A 16,378-nucleotide genomic window follows, 5' to 3' on the forward strand; every position below is an offset into this window, starting at 1 on the left:
GGCTGTTGGCTGTTGGCTGTTGGCTGTTGGCTGTTGGCTGTTGGCTACCTGCAAACCACAAACGGCCGCAGGCCACAAACAACAAACGGCCCTCAGGCCACTAAACTTTACAAAACATGAAATTCATCATTACATTTATTTTTGGAGCTCTGGCCGTCGGTATCGGAGCCTTTGGAGCCCATGCTCTGGACAGCGTGATGGACACCTATGGAAAAGAGATATTCAACACAGGAAATCGCTACCATTTCTACCACACCTTTCTGATGTTGTTCATTGGGTGCATCATACTCATCAAGGGCGGCCATCCTTTGTTGAACGCAGCCTGGTATTTTGCTGCTGGAGGGATTATCCTTTTTTCAGGATCCTTGTATCTCATGGCCACCCAATCCGGTCACTCCATCCCTTCGAGTATTCTGGGTCCCATCACCCCATTGGGCGGACTGCTATTTTTGACAAGCTGGATCCTTCTGCTGGTTTATGCCTGGAAAAACATGAATTAATTATTTAGATTTGCATCCCTTTTTTAAAAATTGTGTACTTTAAAATAAGAAACAGACTTAAGCTAAAACGACTATGAAAAAATCATTACTCTTTCTATTTGGACTTTGTTTTTTATTTGCCATTCAAGGTCAGGCACAGGATTATTCCAGATCTGTCGGCGTACGGGGTGGACTGGGTGCGAATGTCACCTATAAGCAATTTGTAGGACCAGAATCTGCTTTTGAACTTTTGGGTGGTTTTTATTTTGGGGACGTCTACGCCAGTTTGACCTATGAAAAACACAATGCATTCACCAACGATGTTCGCGGTTTGACCTGGTATTGGGGGATTGGTGCTTCTGTATTGCTTTCTAGTGGGGGAATCGGTATAGGTGGCCTCGGTGCCATCGGACTCGATTATGCGTTTGGAGATATTCCACTCAATATTTCTCTGGATTGGATGCCGCACTTATATCTCATCGGTGGCAATGGATTTGAAGCCGGGGGTGGTGGTTTTAGCTTACGATATATTTTGGAACGCTGAGGCAATAGCTCCTTTCTCAGCCCGGATTATTTGCCACATCAGACTTCTTGTGTCCTACACCTCGGCAAGATGCGGTCAGGCTAATCTCGTCGTTTTTATAAATGGGTTAGCAGTATGAGGCCAAATGATCTTTACGTCGGTAAAGATGAATTGTCATTTTCAGAACACCAACGGTTACAGGGACGACCTGCCATCACGACCATTCCGCTATTCCTCTGCCGGAGACTTCTTATTTTTCCACCAGATGTAGCCGAAAGTACCAAACAATATGTAAGGTAGCCCAAGTAGCAATAAGATCCCCTTATTAAGTCCTGAACCTGCAGTCCCTCCCGAAGCTAAATTGGTTTCTGCACCGATGCGGCACATGGGACATTGGGCCATAACTTCTGCAACCGGAAGAAGAATAAGTACGCCGACAACAAGCAGCGCAAGCATCATTTTTCGATATCGTGCTTTATTTCTCATAACAATTCAAAGATACACAAATTTAATAACAATCCCTCAACATGAGGTATAGAACAGGTCCTGTGATGGTCACATAAAACCAGAGCGGGAAAACCCACCGGGCCATTTTCTTATGCCGTTCGAATTGGAAGGTAACCGCCCGGATAAAAGTAAACAAAATAAAAGGCAGAATGACAGCCGCTAATATGATGTGACTGATTAATAAGAAAAAATATATATAACGGACCGTGCCCTCTTTACAATACAGGGTTTCTGGCATGGTAAAATGATATACGACATACGACATCAAAAATAAAACCGAAAGGATCAAAGCTGTTACCATAAAGCGCCGGTGGCGCTGAATATTCTTGTTTTTGATCGACCAGAACGCAATTAAAAGACAAATGGAAGCCAGACCATTGAGGGTGGCGTGAAAGGCAGGCAGGTATCCAAAATCAATATCCACATTCAGTTTGACCCGACGCATCATCAATACCAGGACGAACACGACAATACTTACCACTATAGCACCTGCATTGAGTTTTTTCTCAAGCGATTTATTCGCTGCTTTGTTTTGCATTTTGATTTCGTTTGTCTATCTGATAATCGACCATTGGAAAGGCATAAGAGATATCTTCCAGAAGTTTTTTATACAATTCGGGATCATCCCGATCATAGATCTGAAGAATTCGATTGAATACATCGACTAATAGTACGTCGCCATATCTTGTCATATCCTCTCCTGAATTGGCATATCGATACCCCATCATGCGGGTTTTGACTGTATGTTCCAATTCCGGTTCATACATCATAAAAGCCAGATCAGTGCGATCATTTATGATATACATGATGTGTTCGATCTGTGTGATGTCAAAAATCGACTCTTTCGTACCGATTACTTTCAATACATAAGGCAACTTAACCAGGTATTCTGTTTGTTCTGCGCCTTCCGCATTAAGAAATTGGACTTTGAGGTCTAGGGATATACTATCTTTGGGTTGAAGTGTGGCTGATATTTTCATTCGGTCATCAGCTGCCCGCTGTAGCACAAAATAGCCGATCACTGGAATGGCAAATAATATAAAAACAGCTAAAAGAAAATCTCTTCTCAACTTCATATTCTGAGTACCTGTAGTGAATAATCCTATTCTGTCTCTCGCCCCTTCAGGATCAGCCGTTCATCCAAATTCATCCCTGGTGTGCATCCGTTTTACCTCCTAAGATCTTTGCCCGGAATCCCTAGTGGATGTTTTTGATGCGCTCGGATTCCAGTGAAGGCGATATATCAGGTACTACCCGTTCGGACTGAAGCTGGTCTTGTTGCAGGATGTACGAGCGATTGCCATGCCAGTAAGAACCCTCCCATAGGAAAGCTATGATGGCGAAAATCAATAACAATAGGGGTAATAGTACAGTCCTTGTCATGGTTTTGGTTTCCAAACCTAAATGCATAAAATGAAAAACGATAAAGTAAGCTTTATACAGAGAGAGCACGATAATTATTGTACCTGCTACATAATGAACCCAGGTCAGGTAATACGCTTCTTCCCAGCCGAGGTACCCTTTTCCAAATAATGAAATTATAACTTCAATGACAGTAACGACTGCGAGCATTTTCAACCCATAATACGCTAGTCGGACTGCTTCTTCATGACTATGATGTTGCATAATTCGATTTCTTTTTTAGAGTAAGTAAAATACAAGGAAAACAAAAACCCAGACCAAGTCAACAAAGTGCCAATACAGCCCAATTTTTTCAACCGTTTCGTATTGGGTCTTTTTTCGGTCATACAATCCACTTGCAGAATTGATCGTCGCAATAATCAATAACAAGACTCCGATACTAACGTGAAATCCATGAAATCCCGTGATGCAGAAGAACAAGGAACCAAAGGTTTGAGGTCCCATTGCCTCGCGCGCGATTTTACCACTGTCTTCCCCGGATGTAATCTGGAAGTCCCTGAAATGCCATTCGCCATCCACTTTATGAACAAGGTAGGAGTCGCCGGCTCGAAAAGCCTCTTGCTGAGCACCGTTTTCATCGAGATAAATCCCATCCACGGTGTGTGTACCAAAAGGGTTCTCAAAGATCGTCATGTTTTCCACTGCTATGAGGTTATACCACTCATAAGCCTGACAACCCAAAAATGTAAAACCACCGATCACAGTCAGGGTTAACCAAAAAACCACCCCTTTTCTGTTTTCACGTTTTCCTTCCTGAACCGCACGAACCATGGTGACTGAACTTGCAATCAGCACAAAGCTCATTACGGTTACAAAAATCAATGGCATGTTGGTGAAGCCCCCCGGGAAACTTTGAAATACAAAATCCGGAACGGGCCAGGTCGGTACGCTCAAGCGAAGCGCTCCATACGCAATCAGGAAACCACAAAAGGTAAAAGCATCCGATAACAGGAAGTACCACATCATCAGTTTGCCAAAACTGGCTTTCATTGGAGGTGTACCTCCCGACCAATCCTCATTTATGGTCTGATCTTTACTTACTTCTGTTAATAATTTTTCGGCCATTTTCAACGATTTATCTTTGCAAGATGAAAAATAATAATAAATAAATCCACAGGATATCTACAAAATGCCAATATATGCTGGTGAGATCCAGTCGCACCCGCCGTTTATACGTCAGCTCGAATGGTAATACAAAGGCATGATACAAGGCTACAGTCAGAACCACCAGTCCCCCCAACACGTGAAAGACATGCAAGATGGTCATCACATAAACGAAAGAGCCTGAAGGATTCCCTTTCAGATCAATTCCGCTGGAATACATTTGCATCCATCCCAGGTATTGGGTTACTATAAAGGCGCACCCCATCACAAAAGCACCCACCATATAGGTTTTATAGGCTAATTCTTTCTGTTGATTAAAAGCACGTGAAGACAACCACACAAATAGGCTACTAAGTACGATTACTCCCGTGCTGACAAAAAACATCGTGGGCAACCTGAATTCAAGCCAATTCCCAGCCGACTGCCGCACAATGTAGGCACTAGACAAGCCGGCAAAAGCCATGATAAGGCTCACAATACCCAGGTACAAGCCAAATTTTTGTGGATGTATTTTCGAATGATTTCCAGGGTTAGCTATCATTGTCGTTTCCATATTAGTTTGCATTTACAAATATTGATTAAATAGTAGAACACAAAACATTATCGGCAAAAAGTATAAGGAAGCGAACATAAGTTTACGGGCGGAAAGGTCCGAGGGTCCCGTGTAGAACTGATAAGCTTTATATATAAAATAAAAGGTTCCCCCCATCAAAAATACCAGTCCAAACACCCCAATCATATTAAAGTAAAAAAAGAGACCAACCACAGGTATCATCAATACCGTATAGATCAATGATTGCAATCCGATTTCTGAATCGATGGAACCGTCTTCATTGACGGGTACAATGTGAAACCCGGCTTTTTTGTAGTCTTTAAATGATAACCAGCCTATAGCCCAAAAGTGGGGAAACTGCCAGAAAAACTGAAGTGCAAACAGTAAAATAGCAAATGTGGTTATGGTACCATCGACAGCTACACAGCCCACCAGGACAGGTAAAGCACCCGGGAAAGCACCTACAAATACAGCTATTGGTGAATACCGCTTAAGCGGCGTATATACAAAGGCATAACTGATCAGAGAAACCGCTCCTAAAAGGGCTGTTAATGGATTAAAATAAGCCAATAACAGCAAGCCACCCACACAAAGCAATCCGGCCAACAATACAGCGATTGGTGTCGCCATCCGTCCGGATGCCACAGGCCGGTTCCGCGTGCGTTCCATCTGACTGTCGTAGTCTTTTTCCAATATTTGATTCATGGCATTGGCAGCGCCTGAGATCATAAATCCACCCAAAGCAAAAATAACAAGTGAGTGCAACCCAAACTGCCACCCCCCCACCATGATATAGGCAAGTGATGACGTAAACACTACCAACAGGCTGAGTTTAAACTTAACCAACAATCCCAAATCATAGACGCTATCGCGTATGATGTGAACGCTATGTTGTATCGAGTTCAAAATATATTTATTTTCTTTAGGTTCGAGTTAATGTTTAGTGCGCTTCTTCGCCCTCTCGCAATGGAATCACCTGCGGAACATAATCTTCTCCATTCTTACTGTAATCGTACGCCCAGCGTTCTACGGTAGGTATTTTTCCAGGCCAGTTTCCGTGCGGCGTATCAATGGGTGTCGTCCATTCAAGTGTCGTTGCTTTGTACGGATTTTTGGAAGTCATCTTACGTCCTTTCCACATACTGTAGAAGAAGTTGACGATAAACACAAACTGAACTAAAAATCCAATAATAGCACCGATCGTAATAAATTCATTCAATCCTCCAAAATCACGGAAAGCATCAAAGACATCAAAGCTATAATATCGTCGGGGCACACCAAACATACCCAGATAATGCATTGGCCAGAATACCATATAAGCAGAAATAATGGTTCCCCAGAAATGAATTTGACCAAGAGTGTCATTCATATGACGAGCGAACATCTTTGGATACCAATGATAGATCCCGGCCAGCATACCAAATATCGCCGCCACGCCCATCACCAGGTGAAAATGTGCTACGATGAAATAGGTATCATGTATCTGAATGTCCAAGACTGAATTTCCCATAAACAAACCGGTCAATCCACCTGATATAAACATCGATACAAAACCGATCCCAAACAGAGAGGCCGAATTAAACCGGATACTTCCTCGAAAAATCGTAGAAAGCCAGTTAAACACCTTCACAGCAGATGGTACTGCAATGATCATCGTAAAAGTGGTAAAGATACTGGACAAGAAGGGATTCACACCAGACATAAACATGTGGTGCGCCCAAACCAGGAAAGACAAAAATCCGATGGCTACGAGTGAATAAACCATCGCCCGGTACCCAAATATTGGTTTTCGGCTATGTACGGAAAGTACTTCGGAAACAATTCCCATAGCGGGAAGAATAATAATATAAACTTCAGGGTGTCCCAGGAACCAGAACAAATGCTGGTACAGAATGGGACTTCCACCGACGTGATCCAATGCTTCTCCACCAATGAAGATCTCGCTGAGATAAAAACTTGTTCCCAAACTCCGGTCAAAAAACAGCAGTAAAAAGCCGGTCACCAACACAGGGAATGAAAGCAAACCGACAATAGCCGTGATCAATAAAGACCAAATACTCAAAGGCAACCTCCAAAAAGTCATCCCTTTCGTTCGCAGGTTAAATATCGTAGTAATGTAATTAATTCCTCCCAGCAAAGTACTGATGACGAAAAGTATCAGGGCGACCAGCCAGAGCGTCATTCCTGCTCCAGATCCCGTAGAGGCCTGTGGTAAAGCACTTAACGGCGGGTAAGCAACCCAACCTCCGGCAAAGGGTCCTGTGCTGAGAAACAATGAAAAGAACATAACGATACTGGCCAAAAAGAAAAACCAATAAGATAACATGTTCATGATGGGAGATGCCATATCCCGGGCGCCAATCTGCAAAGGAATCAAAAAGTTCGCAAATGTTCCACTCAATCCGGCCGTCAATACGAAGAAGATCAATATGGTACCGTGCATCGTCACGAGGGAATAGAAAAATTCCGGATCGAGGGTTCCGACACCGGCACTATCGATATTAATCCACTTTCCCAATAATGGTTGCAACCATTGCAAGTCCGCTTCCGGATAACCGAGTTGGATCCGAAAAATCACAGACATCCCTGCGCCGATAACAGCCCAGATAATACCTGTAATCAGAAATTGCCGGCTAATCATCTTGTGATCCAATGAGAACACATACTTGGAAAAGAAGCTTGATTGATATTTATCTCCTTCATGATGTTCATGAAAGTGATCATCCACGCCGTGATCCCGGATCAGCTCTTCGGCTCTTAAATCGTAATCTTTTATATCTGTAGTTGCCATTTTAAATAAATTTACCCTTTACAAAATTTCAATTTGCACGCGTCGGTTCATAGCTCGATCTTCAGCCGTATCATTTGATTCGACAGGCATACTGGAACCATACCCTTTGCTGCTAAATCGATCCGGAGATACACCTGCATTCCGCAAGAATTCAGCAACCCGATCAGCACGGTTCTGCGACAATGTAATATTGTCGGCTTCATCACCTGTATTATCGGTGTGTCCCTGAATTTCAATCCGGAGTTCATCATTCTCTTTCATAAAGTCCGCCAAATTCTGTAATTCATAGGTCGATAATTCAGTTAATTCGGAAGAGCCTGACTGAAACTGTACGTTGTCGAGCTGATACACCCGCTTCTCTCCTTCTTCCAGTTCTTTGTACATCGCTTCGTACATATCATTTTCAAAATTCTTCGTTCGGTCTTCGATTTCAGAATCAAAAAGCTGATCTTTATAGGGATCGGAATCTTTTCCACGTATGGAGCCAAAGTAATAAGGAGTTTGTTCTTTTAACCAGGCCTCATATTCTTCTTGCTCTACGACACGAACCACTTTCCGCATTGAAAAGTGCCCGTTTCCACACAATTCTGCACAAGCCAATTCATAATCAAATACCTCCCATTTCTGTGGTCCTTCTGGATCGTCCGGATCGGCCGGCACCTGATATTCAGGATATTCACTCAGCTGTTTTCTATATTCTTCCGTCGTCGTGCTCGGTGTGAAAACAAAATAGGTCGGCATCCCGGGTACTGCATCCATTTTCACCCGGAAATGCGGAAGAAAAAAGCTGTGTAATACATCTCGGGACAAAATCCGAAAGCGTACCTTTTTTCCGACCGGCAGAACAATATCGCTGGGTTGTAAGTCATCCAGGTTCTTCGGATCTGTCCAATCTTGTCCGAGGGGATTGCTTGCCGATGTCAAACGGAAATCACGGGCTCCGATCTTCCCATCTTCACCCGGATAGCGCAGTATCCAGTTAAACTGCATTCCCATGGTTTCAATTTCCAGGAATTCATCATCATCTTTGACGTCCGCCATAATATCGTTCCAGGCAATGAGTCCTTTCAGCAATAAAATCACCAATACCACAGAAGGGATGACCGTCCAGATCATCTCCAGCTTCATGTTATCATGAATAAATTCTGCTTTTCTGCTTTTCTTTTGTCTGTATTTCCAGGCAAAATAAAACAACAAAAATTGGGTGACCACAAACACGATCCCCGTAAAGAAGACTGTCAGGTTCCACAAGCTGTCAATCGCATGTCCATGCTCTGAAGCCGAACTGTGGGGCCCATAGCCCATCATATAATTCTTATAGTAATAGGCCGAACCTACGGTGAGAAGAATAAATACTACCCCAAACACAAGCAGCCATATCCCAATCCTTTTGGAATTAACCCATTTCCAATCTTCTTCGCCCCGCAGTGCACGGGTAATCTCAGTGATCCGGCTCACCTGAATCAGGACGATAATAAGTAACGCAAATAGTAATAATCCGATCAATATTGTCATGATCTCTATTTATTTATATAACGTGATGATGAATACTTTCTCCAATATAAGGATCCCCCACCGGCTCCAATCGGGTTTTAGCCAATTGAACCAGAACAAAATACAGAAAAAAGGCAAGGAAACCTAAAAATACACCGACATCCAGCAGTCCAGGAAACGTGAACCCGTTTACAAAGGTAGACACCGCTTCTGCTCCGTGACCACCGGCATCAGCTACCAGTTTGGCGGATTGTCCGGCCATATTATCCAACACAGCATGTCCGCCTCCACCGTGGCCCATGATTTCATGGTAGGTGTGCAATACACCGGGTTTGATCATCAGGAAAAAATCCATCCAATGGCCTATAAAGACCACCGCTGACGTCAATACCAGCGTACCCACTTTTCGTTTGGTATCATTTCTCAAAAGAATAAAAAACGGAACCACAAAATTAACGACCAGGTTGCCATAAAACAGGACCGGGTAGTTGGTTCTTTGATCATGGAAATAGATGGTTTCTTCACCAACATTCCCATACCAGATCAACATATACTGAGAAAACCACAAGTAGGTCCAGAAAATACTAAACCCAAATAGGAATTTTCCCAGGTCATGGAAATGTTCCACAGACACCTTGGAAAAATAGCCCACCGACTTCAGATATATCAAGGTTAATATGGTCATGGATAGCATGGCAACAAACCAACTAGATGTGGCGTACCATGCAAACAAAGTACTATACCAGTGCGCGTTTAACGACATCACCCACAGCCAGACCACCATCGCCGATGTCACCGCAGCAATTGGTAAAAACGCAGCTGAATATTTTTTAATTTGCCGATAGGCTGAAAAATCACCGATGGCCAGCTGATCTTCTTCAATAGACAAATCGCGCATTTTTCGGGCAAAAAAGTACCAAACCCCCAATGTTATTATTGTGACCGCTGTATACAGTCCTTTATTTAAAAAACTGGATTTGCCCTGGAGGATCTCATCCGCAGCCACGGAATCCGCATCGGCCCAGTGGTACAAATGATGAAACCCACCGAACATGCCTATGATGATAATCACCATAAGAATTAATCCTACAATCAGGAATTGGGCATACGCTTCCCACACTCTCTTAAAGACAGCTTGCCATCCTGAATATGCTGTGACCATAGAGGCTATACTAAAAAGTGCGATGAATGAAATCCCTGTAAAAAAGACACTATTAAGCAAAAAGTTGGACCAGAACCTCGGTGCAAGCGCATCATCTGTAAAGAAGATGATAATCATGCACAATATTCCCAGCCCCATAAACCCAAATAAGAGGTTCTTTTGCTTACTGGTAAACTCAAATTGAATAGCTTCTTTCATTATATCCGTTTCTATCTTAAGAAATTCCTTTTTTTCTTTTTACTGTTCGTCTTCTGTCGATCCTTCCTCCATAGCGTTATCTGCATTGGAAGGTGAAGTTCCCAGAGTAGCCATGGCCGATTCCTTCTGGTCCACTGTCATCGCTTCCTCCGGTAGAAAGTTGTTTATTTCCGGGGTATATTTCAATCCGGCATTCTCCGCTTGCATGGAACGGATGTGATGAATCACATCCCATCGTTCCTTGTATGTGAGTTTGTCGGCGTAAGACCCCATTACATTCTTTCCGTGCACGATCGCCGCAAGATAGACCCCAGCACTGGTATCCACAAACCGATCCGAGGTCAGATCTGTAGGAGCTACCGGATATTTACCGCCGTCCTCACGCACCAAATATCCCAGTCCGTCCCCTTTCTGCCCATGGCAAATTCCACAATAGATGGTATATAGAGACTTGCCAGTATTCAAAGCTTCCTCTGTAATCGGGAATGGATTGGTTCTGATTTCGTTAATCGCCTGCTCTCTTCCGGCCGGTGTGTTCGCATAGTTAAATGGAACCGAACCGCTCTGAGGAAGATCTTTGATGACTTCCGCCATATTCTCAGAATAGGCCCCGTCTTTCATACCAGACTGACCAAACGGAATGGTACCGGCAACCGGTGTACGGGGTTGTGCATGCTGATAATACTCCTCTGGTGAACTCCAGGTATTGTAGTAATAATAATCATATACATTCGCCTCAAAGGCAATCGAATGGAACATATCCGGCATGTATTCGCTTCCCGGGTGATTTCCTCCGGCCGGTTTACATCCGCTGAGCAGGTAAAGCCCCAATCCCAGTGCAATCCAATATTTATAATTTTGTAGACTCATACAATGATCACTTTAAATTTTTAATGTGGACTTCGGCGCCACTTCGTTCAAAGAATTTTTCCAATCGAGATATCTCTTCATTTGAAGATACACTGGTATCAAATGCTATAGCAAATCGATCATCAGTCAGACGCGGGTGTAGCACCTCCGTATGCGCTCGTGGAGACAACCCGTTGACCGCATAAAACACAAAAACCATCCCAAAGGCTGCAAACAATACAGTTAACTCAAAGGTGATCGGTATAAATGCAGGCACCGACCAATACGGTTTTCCACCAATAATCATCGGCCATTCATCCGTAAAAATCCAGGTCATTCCCAAAAAAGCGGTTAATGCTCCGACCACGCCAAAAAAGAACCCCACAATATGAAGCCTGGATTCACTCAGTTCCAGCAGCGGATCCAATCCGTGCACCGGAAAAGGCGTATAAACATCGTAGATGTCCAACTGTCCGTCCTTGGCTTCCTTCACAGCATCCAAAAGGATTTGCTCATCGTCGTATAAACCAAATAATATTTTCTTATTTTCCATAGTGGATCGTTATTCTTAATTTATGCGTCAACAGTCTGTTTATTATTCCGAACTTCTTCTTCGAGCACTTGTTCGTAGTGCTCTTTGTTTACCTGAAGGTACTGATCACCGGAAGATTTCAGGATCGATTTGACTTCAGCAATGGCTACGACCGGTGCGACTCTCGTAAACACCAGGTAACACGTAAAGAAGATGCCTAAGGTTCCAACAAAGATACCGATCTCTACCCATGTAGGTGTATAATAACTCCAGCTCGAAGGCAGGTAGTCCCGGGCAAGACTCGTGGCTATAATCACAAAGCGCTCAAACCACATCCCGATGTTCACAAAGATCGACATGATGAAGGTCACAAAAATGCTCTGTCGCATTTTCTTAAACCAAAATATCTGGGGGGAGATAACATTGCATGCCATCATAGCAAAGTACGCCCACCAATAAATCCCAAAAGCACGGTTCAAAAAGGCAAATTGCTCATATACATAGCCTGAATACCAGGCGACGAACAGCTCTGTGATATAGGCTGTTCCGACCATGGTTCCCGTCACCAGGATCACTTTGTTCATCGATTCAATATGTGCAATCGTAATATAGTCTTCCAGCCCCAGTACTTTACGTGTAATAATCATCAAAGTCAATACCATTGCAAATCCTGAAAAGATCGCACCTGCAACGAAGTACGGTGGAAAAATGGTGGTATGCCAACCGGGAATCACTGATGTTGCAAAGTCAAAGGAAACAATCGTATGCACAGACAATACAAGTGGTGTCGCTAGACCAGCCAGGATCAGCGCCATGGATTCAAATCGTTGCCAGTGTTTGGCCGAACCCACCCATCCAAAGGACAAGGTACTGTATATCTTTTTTCGGATTCCGGTCGCCCGGTCCCGCATCGTTGCAAAGTCAGGTATAAGTCCCATGTACCAGAACAACAGGGAAACCGCAAAGTATGTACTGATCGCAAACAAATCCCACAGCAACGGGGAGTTAAAGTTAACCCATAGCGGTCCACGAGTGTTGGGTACCGGAAAGAAATAAAAGACCAGCCAGATTCGTCCAACGTGTATTCCCGGGAATAAAGCGGCACATAATACGGCAAAAATGGTCATCGCTTCCGCGGCTCGGTTCACTCCGGTCCGCCATTTTTGCCTAAATATCAACAAGATAGCGGAGATCAAGGTACCGGCGTGACCAATTCCAACCCACCACACAAAGTTTGTAATATCCCATCCCCAACCAATGGTTCGGTTCAGATCCCAGGTTCCAATACCAAACCAAATCGTCCAGATAATACAAAATACACCAAACGAAAGCAGCGTGACCGACACAGCAAAAGCTATGATCCAGGTCAGACTAGGGGTCTTCTCTGTTGGCGCACAGATGTCTTCTGTAATTTGGTGGTACGTCTTACTACCGGTAATTAAAGGTTGTCTTACGGGTGAAACTATGGCACTCATATGATTTATTCTTAGTAGTTACTTTTTTATATATTATGTTCAGGCGAAGGAATATTGGACACTTTCATGCGATATCCCACAGAAGAACGCGTGTTCACCTCTTCCAGGGCATAATAGGTCAAAGGACTCTCAAGCAATTCATTCACTTCTGCATCTTTATTATTCATATCTCCAAATACAATTGCTCCGGTTGGACAGGCCGTTTGACAGGCGGTCTTGACTTCTCCGTCTTGGAGCGCCCGACCTTCTACTTTGGCCTTCAACTTGCCCTCCTGAATGCGCTGCACACACATGCTGCATTTTTCCATGACACCTCGGGAACGAACGGTCACATCGGGATTCAGAACCATCCGAACTAAATCATCCGTATAGAAATTCTCATCGCCGTAGGGCGTGGGTTCGTTGGCCGGGAACGTATCCGCTGTCGTATAATCCAACCAGTTGAATCGGCGCACTTTGTATGGACAGTTGTTCGCACAATACCGCGTACCAATACATCGGTTGTAGGCCATCTGATTAATCCCTTCCGAGCTATGAACAGTAGCCGCTACGGGACATACGTTTTCACACGGTGCATTGTCACAATGCTGACACATCATCGGCTGGTAAACCACCCGGGGATTTTCGACGTCTCCGTAATAGTAGCGGTCGATTCTCAACCAGGTCATTTCGTGGTGACGATTGACTTCTTTCTTACCCACCACCGGAACATTGTTTTCCGCTACACAAGCCACCTGGCAAGCCCCGCAACCAATGCATGCGGACATATCCACAGACATCCCCCAATGATGGCCTTGGTTGTACTCATAATCATACGAGGGATACAAGGTCTTATCGTTAAGGTATTTCGCGTGGGCACGTTCTTCGGCTAATTCCTCCATGCTTTCCTGAAGATCAGGCAAAGCTGAATGACGAATCACAGTCCGATCTACCAGCGCACCTTGAAAACCGGTGAAGAAATCTGTAATCGCTTTTTCATCGACATTAATTGTTTTACCTCCTTCCGATTCATCGGGACCGGTCACCCCCATCGTATGGTGGTACTGCACCATTGCGAAGCGTTCTTGCGACCCTTTTTTATTTCCGACTCCGACTGAGGTTACATAGTACTGAATGTTCCCTTCAGGATCCACCGGAAGAATCGGGAAGAGATTGACACCTACGCCCGTTCCGGCACGGCCACACACTTTTCTTCCATATCCCAAAGCTGCCGATACGGTATTTTCAAATTGCCCGAATTGTTTGATCGTCGGGAGATCAGAATTAAAATCACCGACGGTCACTTCGACCAATGAACCATCTTCATCCAGATCATTAAATACTTCAAAATCATCAGTACCATTCCAGTGCAGTGGAATTTGTAGTGTATTATCCCAGACTACCCGGGTGATGGGGTCAGGCATCTCTTGCAACCAGGGATTATTGGCAAAATTACCAGCACCAACACCTATCGGCTCAAATAATTTCATTTCCAAACCGTCAGATACCGGTTCATTGATTCCACGAACATCCACGGCTCCGCCACCAAACTCACCATATGGCTCGGTCCAATCGTCCTGAAGGATAAATCCATCGTGGACCACATTGTCCCAAAAAGACTGAAATGTGTTATACACGGTTTGATTGGAGAAGATATCGGTTTCCCAATTCGAACGGATAAATTCATAATATCCGCGTTTTTCTTCGTTGCTCTTTTGAATCGTGTCAGCCAGGTCATGTTCAGACCATACCAGCAAGGATTCTGCACCACTACGGGTGTCAAAAATCCGCTGAATGGTGGGCTGGACGATCGCATGGTATCCGGCACTCGGATTGGCATCGGACCAGGCTTCCAGATAATGATCCACAGGTGCCAGATAATGAGCGGCTTCTGCACTTTCATTTTTAGAGTACTGACAACTGATTATAGTCTTCACCGACTGGAGAGCTTCTTCTATTTCACGACCGAAAGGAGTGTCGTAGATGGGATTGGCGTCATCCAGAAAAATTATGGCGTCCACCCGGCCACCTTGCAATTCTTTTGTAAAGTTCTGTAAATCCGAATCAATGCCCTGTTTTACATACATCGGCTTGGCTGGCAATATGGTTTGTCCATAATTACCCAGTTTTCTATTTATACGATTAATGAGCTGTTGCTCTGTGGTATTGTTGGAATCTGACACCACCAAAGAGGATTTCGATTTTTGCAGTTCCTGCGCCAGTGTTTCCAATTGACCAGAAGCCTTTTCATTGGCAAAAGACCCAGACACATTCACCCGCGGGCCGGCATTGAGCAAATTGTATAAAGTGGCAATAGCCATCCCTTGTTCAGAGGGTCTGATCAACACCTTTTGATCTGCATTACTACCCGTAAGCGACATTCCACATTCTATGGAAACCAGCTTATTCATCACCGGATTGGATACATCTTTTATTTTGCGTCCCTTTCCAAACTGGTTGGCGAACTGAACCGGAGAGATCCATGTACCCAGGAAATCTGCGCCAAAACTAACGATATAATCTGCTTTAGAAAAGTCGTATCCAGGAATCATTTGCTTGCCAAAATCAGCTTCGTTGGCTTTTAATATGGCGGAACTGGAGATCGGATCATAGACCACCGTTTGGGCATTGAAAGTAGACTCAAAATGCCTTATGGCTTTTTTATAGGACGGACTTATGATCGAATTGGTTACCAGCCGAATATTCTGACTGGCTTTCAATTTTTTTGTGATTTCTTTATCCAGTTCTTCCCAGGAAGTTTCAGCCCATGCACCGGATTCATCTTTTACAGAAGGCTTTCGATATCGGCTTTGATCATAAAGGTCCAAAACGGAAGCCTGGACCCGGGCACTGGTCCCCCCTCCTGCAAACGGGGACAAGCCATTTCCTTCGATTTTAATCGGCCGGCCTTCGCGGGTCTTGACCAATACGGGACAAAATTGACCGCCACTATAGAATGAAGAGGCGTAGTAGGTAGCCACACCAGGCACAATCGAATCGGGCTTGGTGACATAAGGTATGGCTTTACGGATTGGTGTCTCACAGCTGGCGGCAATCGCTGCTGCTCCGACACTGAAACCCACGTATTTCAAAAAATCTCGTCTATTCGTCTGGCCGGATTCAGAATCTGCATGCTCGTTTGAGGCCTCATTGAGAATAGGTAGATTAAAAAACTCTTCGCGCTCCTGGCGGTAAGCTTTGTCTTTACGGGTTTCTCCTGCCCCGTTCCATACCATATCTTTCTTATTCATACTCATGTTTGAGTGCTTTATTCCTTGATTGTTTGATTTACAGCTTTTAAAACAGTTCA

General features: G+C 44.2%; 16 protein-coding genes. 2 read left to right on the forward strand and 14 right to left on the reverse strand.

Annotated elements, in window-relative coordinates; translation table 11 throughout:
• Positions 1-116 precede the first annotated feature (116 nt).
• Positions 117-500: a DUF423 domain-containing protein gene (locus KUV50_RS12730; RefSeq protein WP_222580543.1), complete on the forward strand. Its 384-nt coding sequence runs from the start codon at positions 117-119 to the stop codon at positions 498-500.
• Positions 501-573: 73 nt separating this feature from the next.
• Positions 574-1,023 (forward strand): hypothetical protein, encoded by a 450-nt coding sequence (locus KUV50_RS12735; RefSeq protein ID WP_222580544.1) that lies wholly within the window; start codon positions 574-576, stop codon positions 1,021-1,023.
• A 207-nt stretch (positions 1,024-1,230) separates the two neighbouring features.
• Here the strand turns inward: KUV50_RS12735 and KUV50_RS12740 are convergent, their stop codons facing one another.
• The 14 genes from KUV50_RS12740 to KUV50_RS12805 all read right to left on the reverse strand — a co-directional run bounded on the left by KUV50_RS12740 (position 1,231) and on the right by KUV50_RS12805 (position 16,319).
• The gene (locus tag KUV50_RS12740; RefSeq protein WP_222580545.1) at positions 1,231-1,488 is read right to left on the reverse strand and encodes a hypothetical protein; all 258 of its coding nucleotides are present in this window, start codon (positions 1,486-1,488) and stop codon (positions 1,231-1,233) included.
• Positions 1,489-1,510: 22 nt separating this feature from the next.
• A complete protein-coding gene (locus tag KUV50_RS12745) occupies positions 1,511-2,047 on the reverse strand; it encodes a DUF420 domain-containing protein (RefSeq protein ID WP_222580546.1) in 537 nt (178 codons plus the stop codon).
• Positions 2,025-2,585, reverse strand: coding sequence for a hypothetical protein (locus KUV50_RS12750; protein WP_222580547.1), 561 nt, complete (start codon positions 2,583-2,585; stop codon positions 2,025-2,027). The genes KUV50_RS12745 and KUV50_RS12750 overlap by 23 nt, the downstream gene beginning before the upstream one ends.
• 121 nt (positions 2,586-2,706) lie before the next feature.
• Positions 2,707-3,135 (reverse strand): cytochrome C oxidase subunit IV family protein, encoded by a 429-nt coding sequence (locus KUV50_RS12755; RefSeq protein ID WP_222580548.1) that lies wholly within the window; start codon positions 3,133-3,135, stop codon positions 2,707-2,709.
• Between the two features lie 15 nt (positions 3,136-3,150).
• Positions 3,151-3,996 carry a cytochrome c oxidase subunit 3 gene (locus KUV50_RS12760; RefSeq protein WP_222580549.1) on the reverse strand — a complete coding sequence of 282 codons (846 nt, stop codon included), beginning with the start codon at positions 3,994-3,996 and terminating at the stop codon, positions 3,151-3,153.
• A 10-nt stretch (positions 3,997-4,006) separates the two neighbouring features.
• The gene (locus KUV50_RS12765; RefSeq protein ID WP_261395185.1) at positions 4,007-4,588 is read right to left on the reverse strand and encodes a heme-copper oxidase subunit III; all 582 of its coding nucleotides are present in this window, start codon (positions 4,586-4,588) and stop codon (positions 4,007-4,009) included.
• A 12-nt stretch (positions 4,589-4,600) separates the two neighbouring features.
• Positions 4,601-5,494 (reverse strand): heme o synthase, encoded by an 894-nt coding sequence (gene cyoE, locus KUV50_RS12770; protein WP_222580550.1) that lies wholly within the window; start codon positions 5,492-5,494, stop codon positions 4,601-4,603.
• 34 nt (positions 5,495-5,528) lie between these two features.
• Positions 5,529-7,379, reverse strand: a complete 1,851-nt coding sequence (locus KUV50_RS12775; protein WP_222580551.1) for a cbb3-type cytochrome c oxidase subunit I — start codon at positions 7,377-7,379, stop codon at positions 5,529-5,531.
• A gap of 18 nt (positions 7,380-7,397) precedes the next feature.
• The gene (locus tag KUV50_RS12780) at positions 7,398-8,894 is read right to left on the reverse strand and encodes an OmpA family protein (protein ID WP_222580552.1); all 1,497 of its coding nucleotides are present in this window, start codon (positions 8,892-8,894) and stop codon (positions 7,398-7,400) included.
• A 13-nt stretch (positions 8,895-8,907) separates the two neighbouring features.
• On the reverse strand, positions 8,908-10,233 hold the full coding sequence (locus KUV50_RS12785) for a hypothetical protein (protein ID WP_222580553.1): 1,326 nt from the start codon (positions 10,231-10,233) through the stop codon (positions 8,908-8,910).
• Positions 10,234-10,272: 39 nt separating this feature from the next.
• Complete coding sequence (locus tag KUV50_RS12790) at positions 10,273-11,103, reverse strand: c-type cytochrome (RefSeq protein ID WP_222580554.1); 831 nt, start codon at positions 11,101-11,103, stop codon at positions 10,273-10,275.
• Between the two features lie 7 nt (positions 11,104-11,110).
• Complete coding sequence (locus KUV50_RS12795; RefSeq protein WP_222580555.1) at positions 11,111-11,635, reverse strand: DUF3341 domain-containing protein; 525 nt, start codon at positions 11,633-11,635, stop codon at positions 11,111-11,113.
• Between the two features lie 20 nt (positions 11,636-11,655).
• Entirely contained in the window at positions 11,656-13,089 is a 1,434-nt protein-coding gene (gene nrfD, locus KUV50_RS12800; RefSeq protein ID WP_222580556.1) for an NrfD/PsrC family molybdoenzyme membrane anchor subunit, read from the reverse strand.
• 26 nt (positions 13,090-13,115) lie between these two features.
• Positions 13,116-16,319, reverse strand: coding sequence for a 4Fe-4S dicluster domain-containing protein (locus KUV50_RS12805; protein ID WP_222580557.1), 3,204 nt, complete (start codon positions 16,317-16,319; stop codon positions 13,116-13,118).
• Between the last annotated feature and the right edge of the window lie 59 nt (positions 16,320-16,378).

Origin of the sequence: Membranihabitans marinus (genome assembly GCF_019802045.1) — a bacterium.
Lineage (GTDB): Bacteria > Bacteroidota > Bacteroidia > Chitinophagales > Saprospiraceae > Membranihabitans > Membranihabitans marinus_A.

Bases quoted from the DNA above. Each gene is read 5' to 3' on its own strand.
- KUV50_RS12730 (WP_222580543.1), top strand. From the start codon at position 117: ATGAAATTCATCATTACATTTATTTTTGGAGCTCTGGCCGTCGGTATC.
- KUV50_RS12735 (WP_222580544.1), top strand. From the start codon at position 574: ATGAAAAAATCATTACTCTTTCTATTTGGACTTTGTTTTTTATTTGCC.
- KUV50_RS12740 (WP_222580545.1), bottom strand. From the start codon at position 1,488: ATGAGAAATAAAGCACGATATCGAAAAATGATGCTTGCGCTGCTTGTT.
- KUV50_RS12745 (WP_222580546.1), bottom strand. From the start codon at position 2,047: ATGCAAAACAAAGCAGCGAATAAATCGCTTGAGAAAAAACTCAATGCA.
- KUV50_RS12750 (WP_222580547.1), bottom strand. From the start codon at position 2,585: ATGAAGTTGAGAAGAGATTTTCTTTTAGCTGTTTTTATATTATTTGCC.
- KUV50_RS12755 (WP_222580548.1), bottom strand. From the start codon at position 3,135: ATGCAACATCATAGTCATGAAGAAGCAGTCCGACTAGCGTATTATGGG.
- KUV50_RS12760 (WP_222580549.1), bottom strand. From the start codon at position 3,996: ATGGCCGAAAAATTATTAACAGAAGTAAGTAAAGATCAGACCATAAAT.
- KUV50_RS12765 (WP_261395185.1), bottom strand. From the start codon at position 4,588: ATGGAAACGACAATGATAGCTAACCCTGGAAATCATTCGAAAATACAT.
- KUV50_RS12775 (WP_222580551.1), bottom strand. From the start codon at position 7,379: ATGGCAACTACAGATATAAAAGATTACGATTTAAGAGCCGAAGAGCTG.
- KUV50_RS12780 (WP_222580552.1), bottom strand. From the start codon at position 8,894: ATGACAATATTGATCGGATTATTACTATTTGCGTTACTTATTATCGTC.
- KUV50_RS12785 (WP_222580553.1), bottom strand. From the start codon at position 10,233: ATGAAAGAAGCTATTCAATTTGAGTTTACCAGTAAGCAAAAGAACCTC.
- KUV50_RS12790 (WP_222580554.1), bottom strand. From the start codon at position 11,103: ATGAGTCTACAAAATTATAAATATTGGATTGCACTGGGATTGGGGCTT.
- KUV50_RS12795 (WP_222580555.1), bottom strand. From the start codon at position 11,635: ATGGAAAATAAGAAAATATTATTTGGTTTATACGACGATGAGCAAATC.
- nrfD (WP_222580556.1), bottom strand. From the start codon at position 13,089: ATGAGTGCCATAGTTTCACCCGTAAGACAACCTTTAATTACCGGTAGT.
- KUV50_RS12805 (WP_222580557.1), bottom strand. From the start codon at position 16,319: ATGAATAAGAAAGATATGGTATGGAACGGGGCAGGAGAAACCCGTAAA.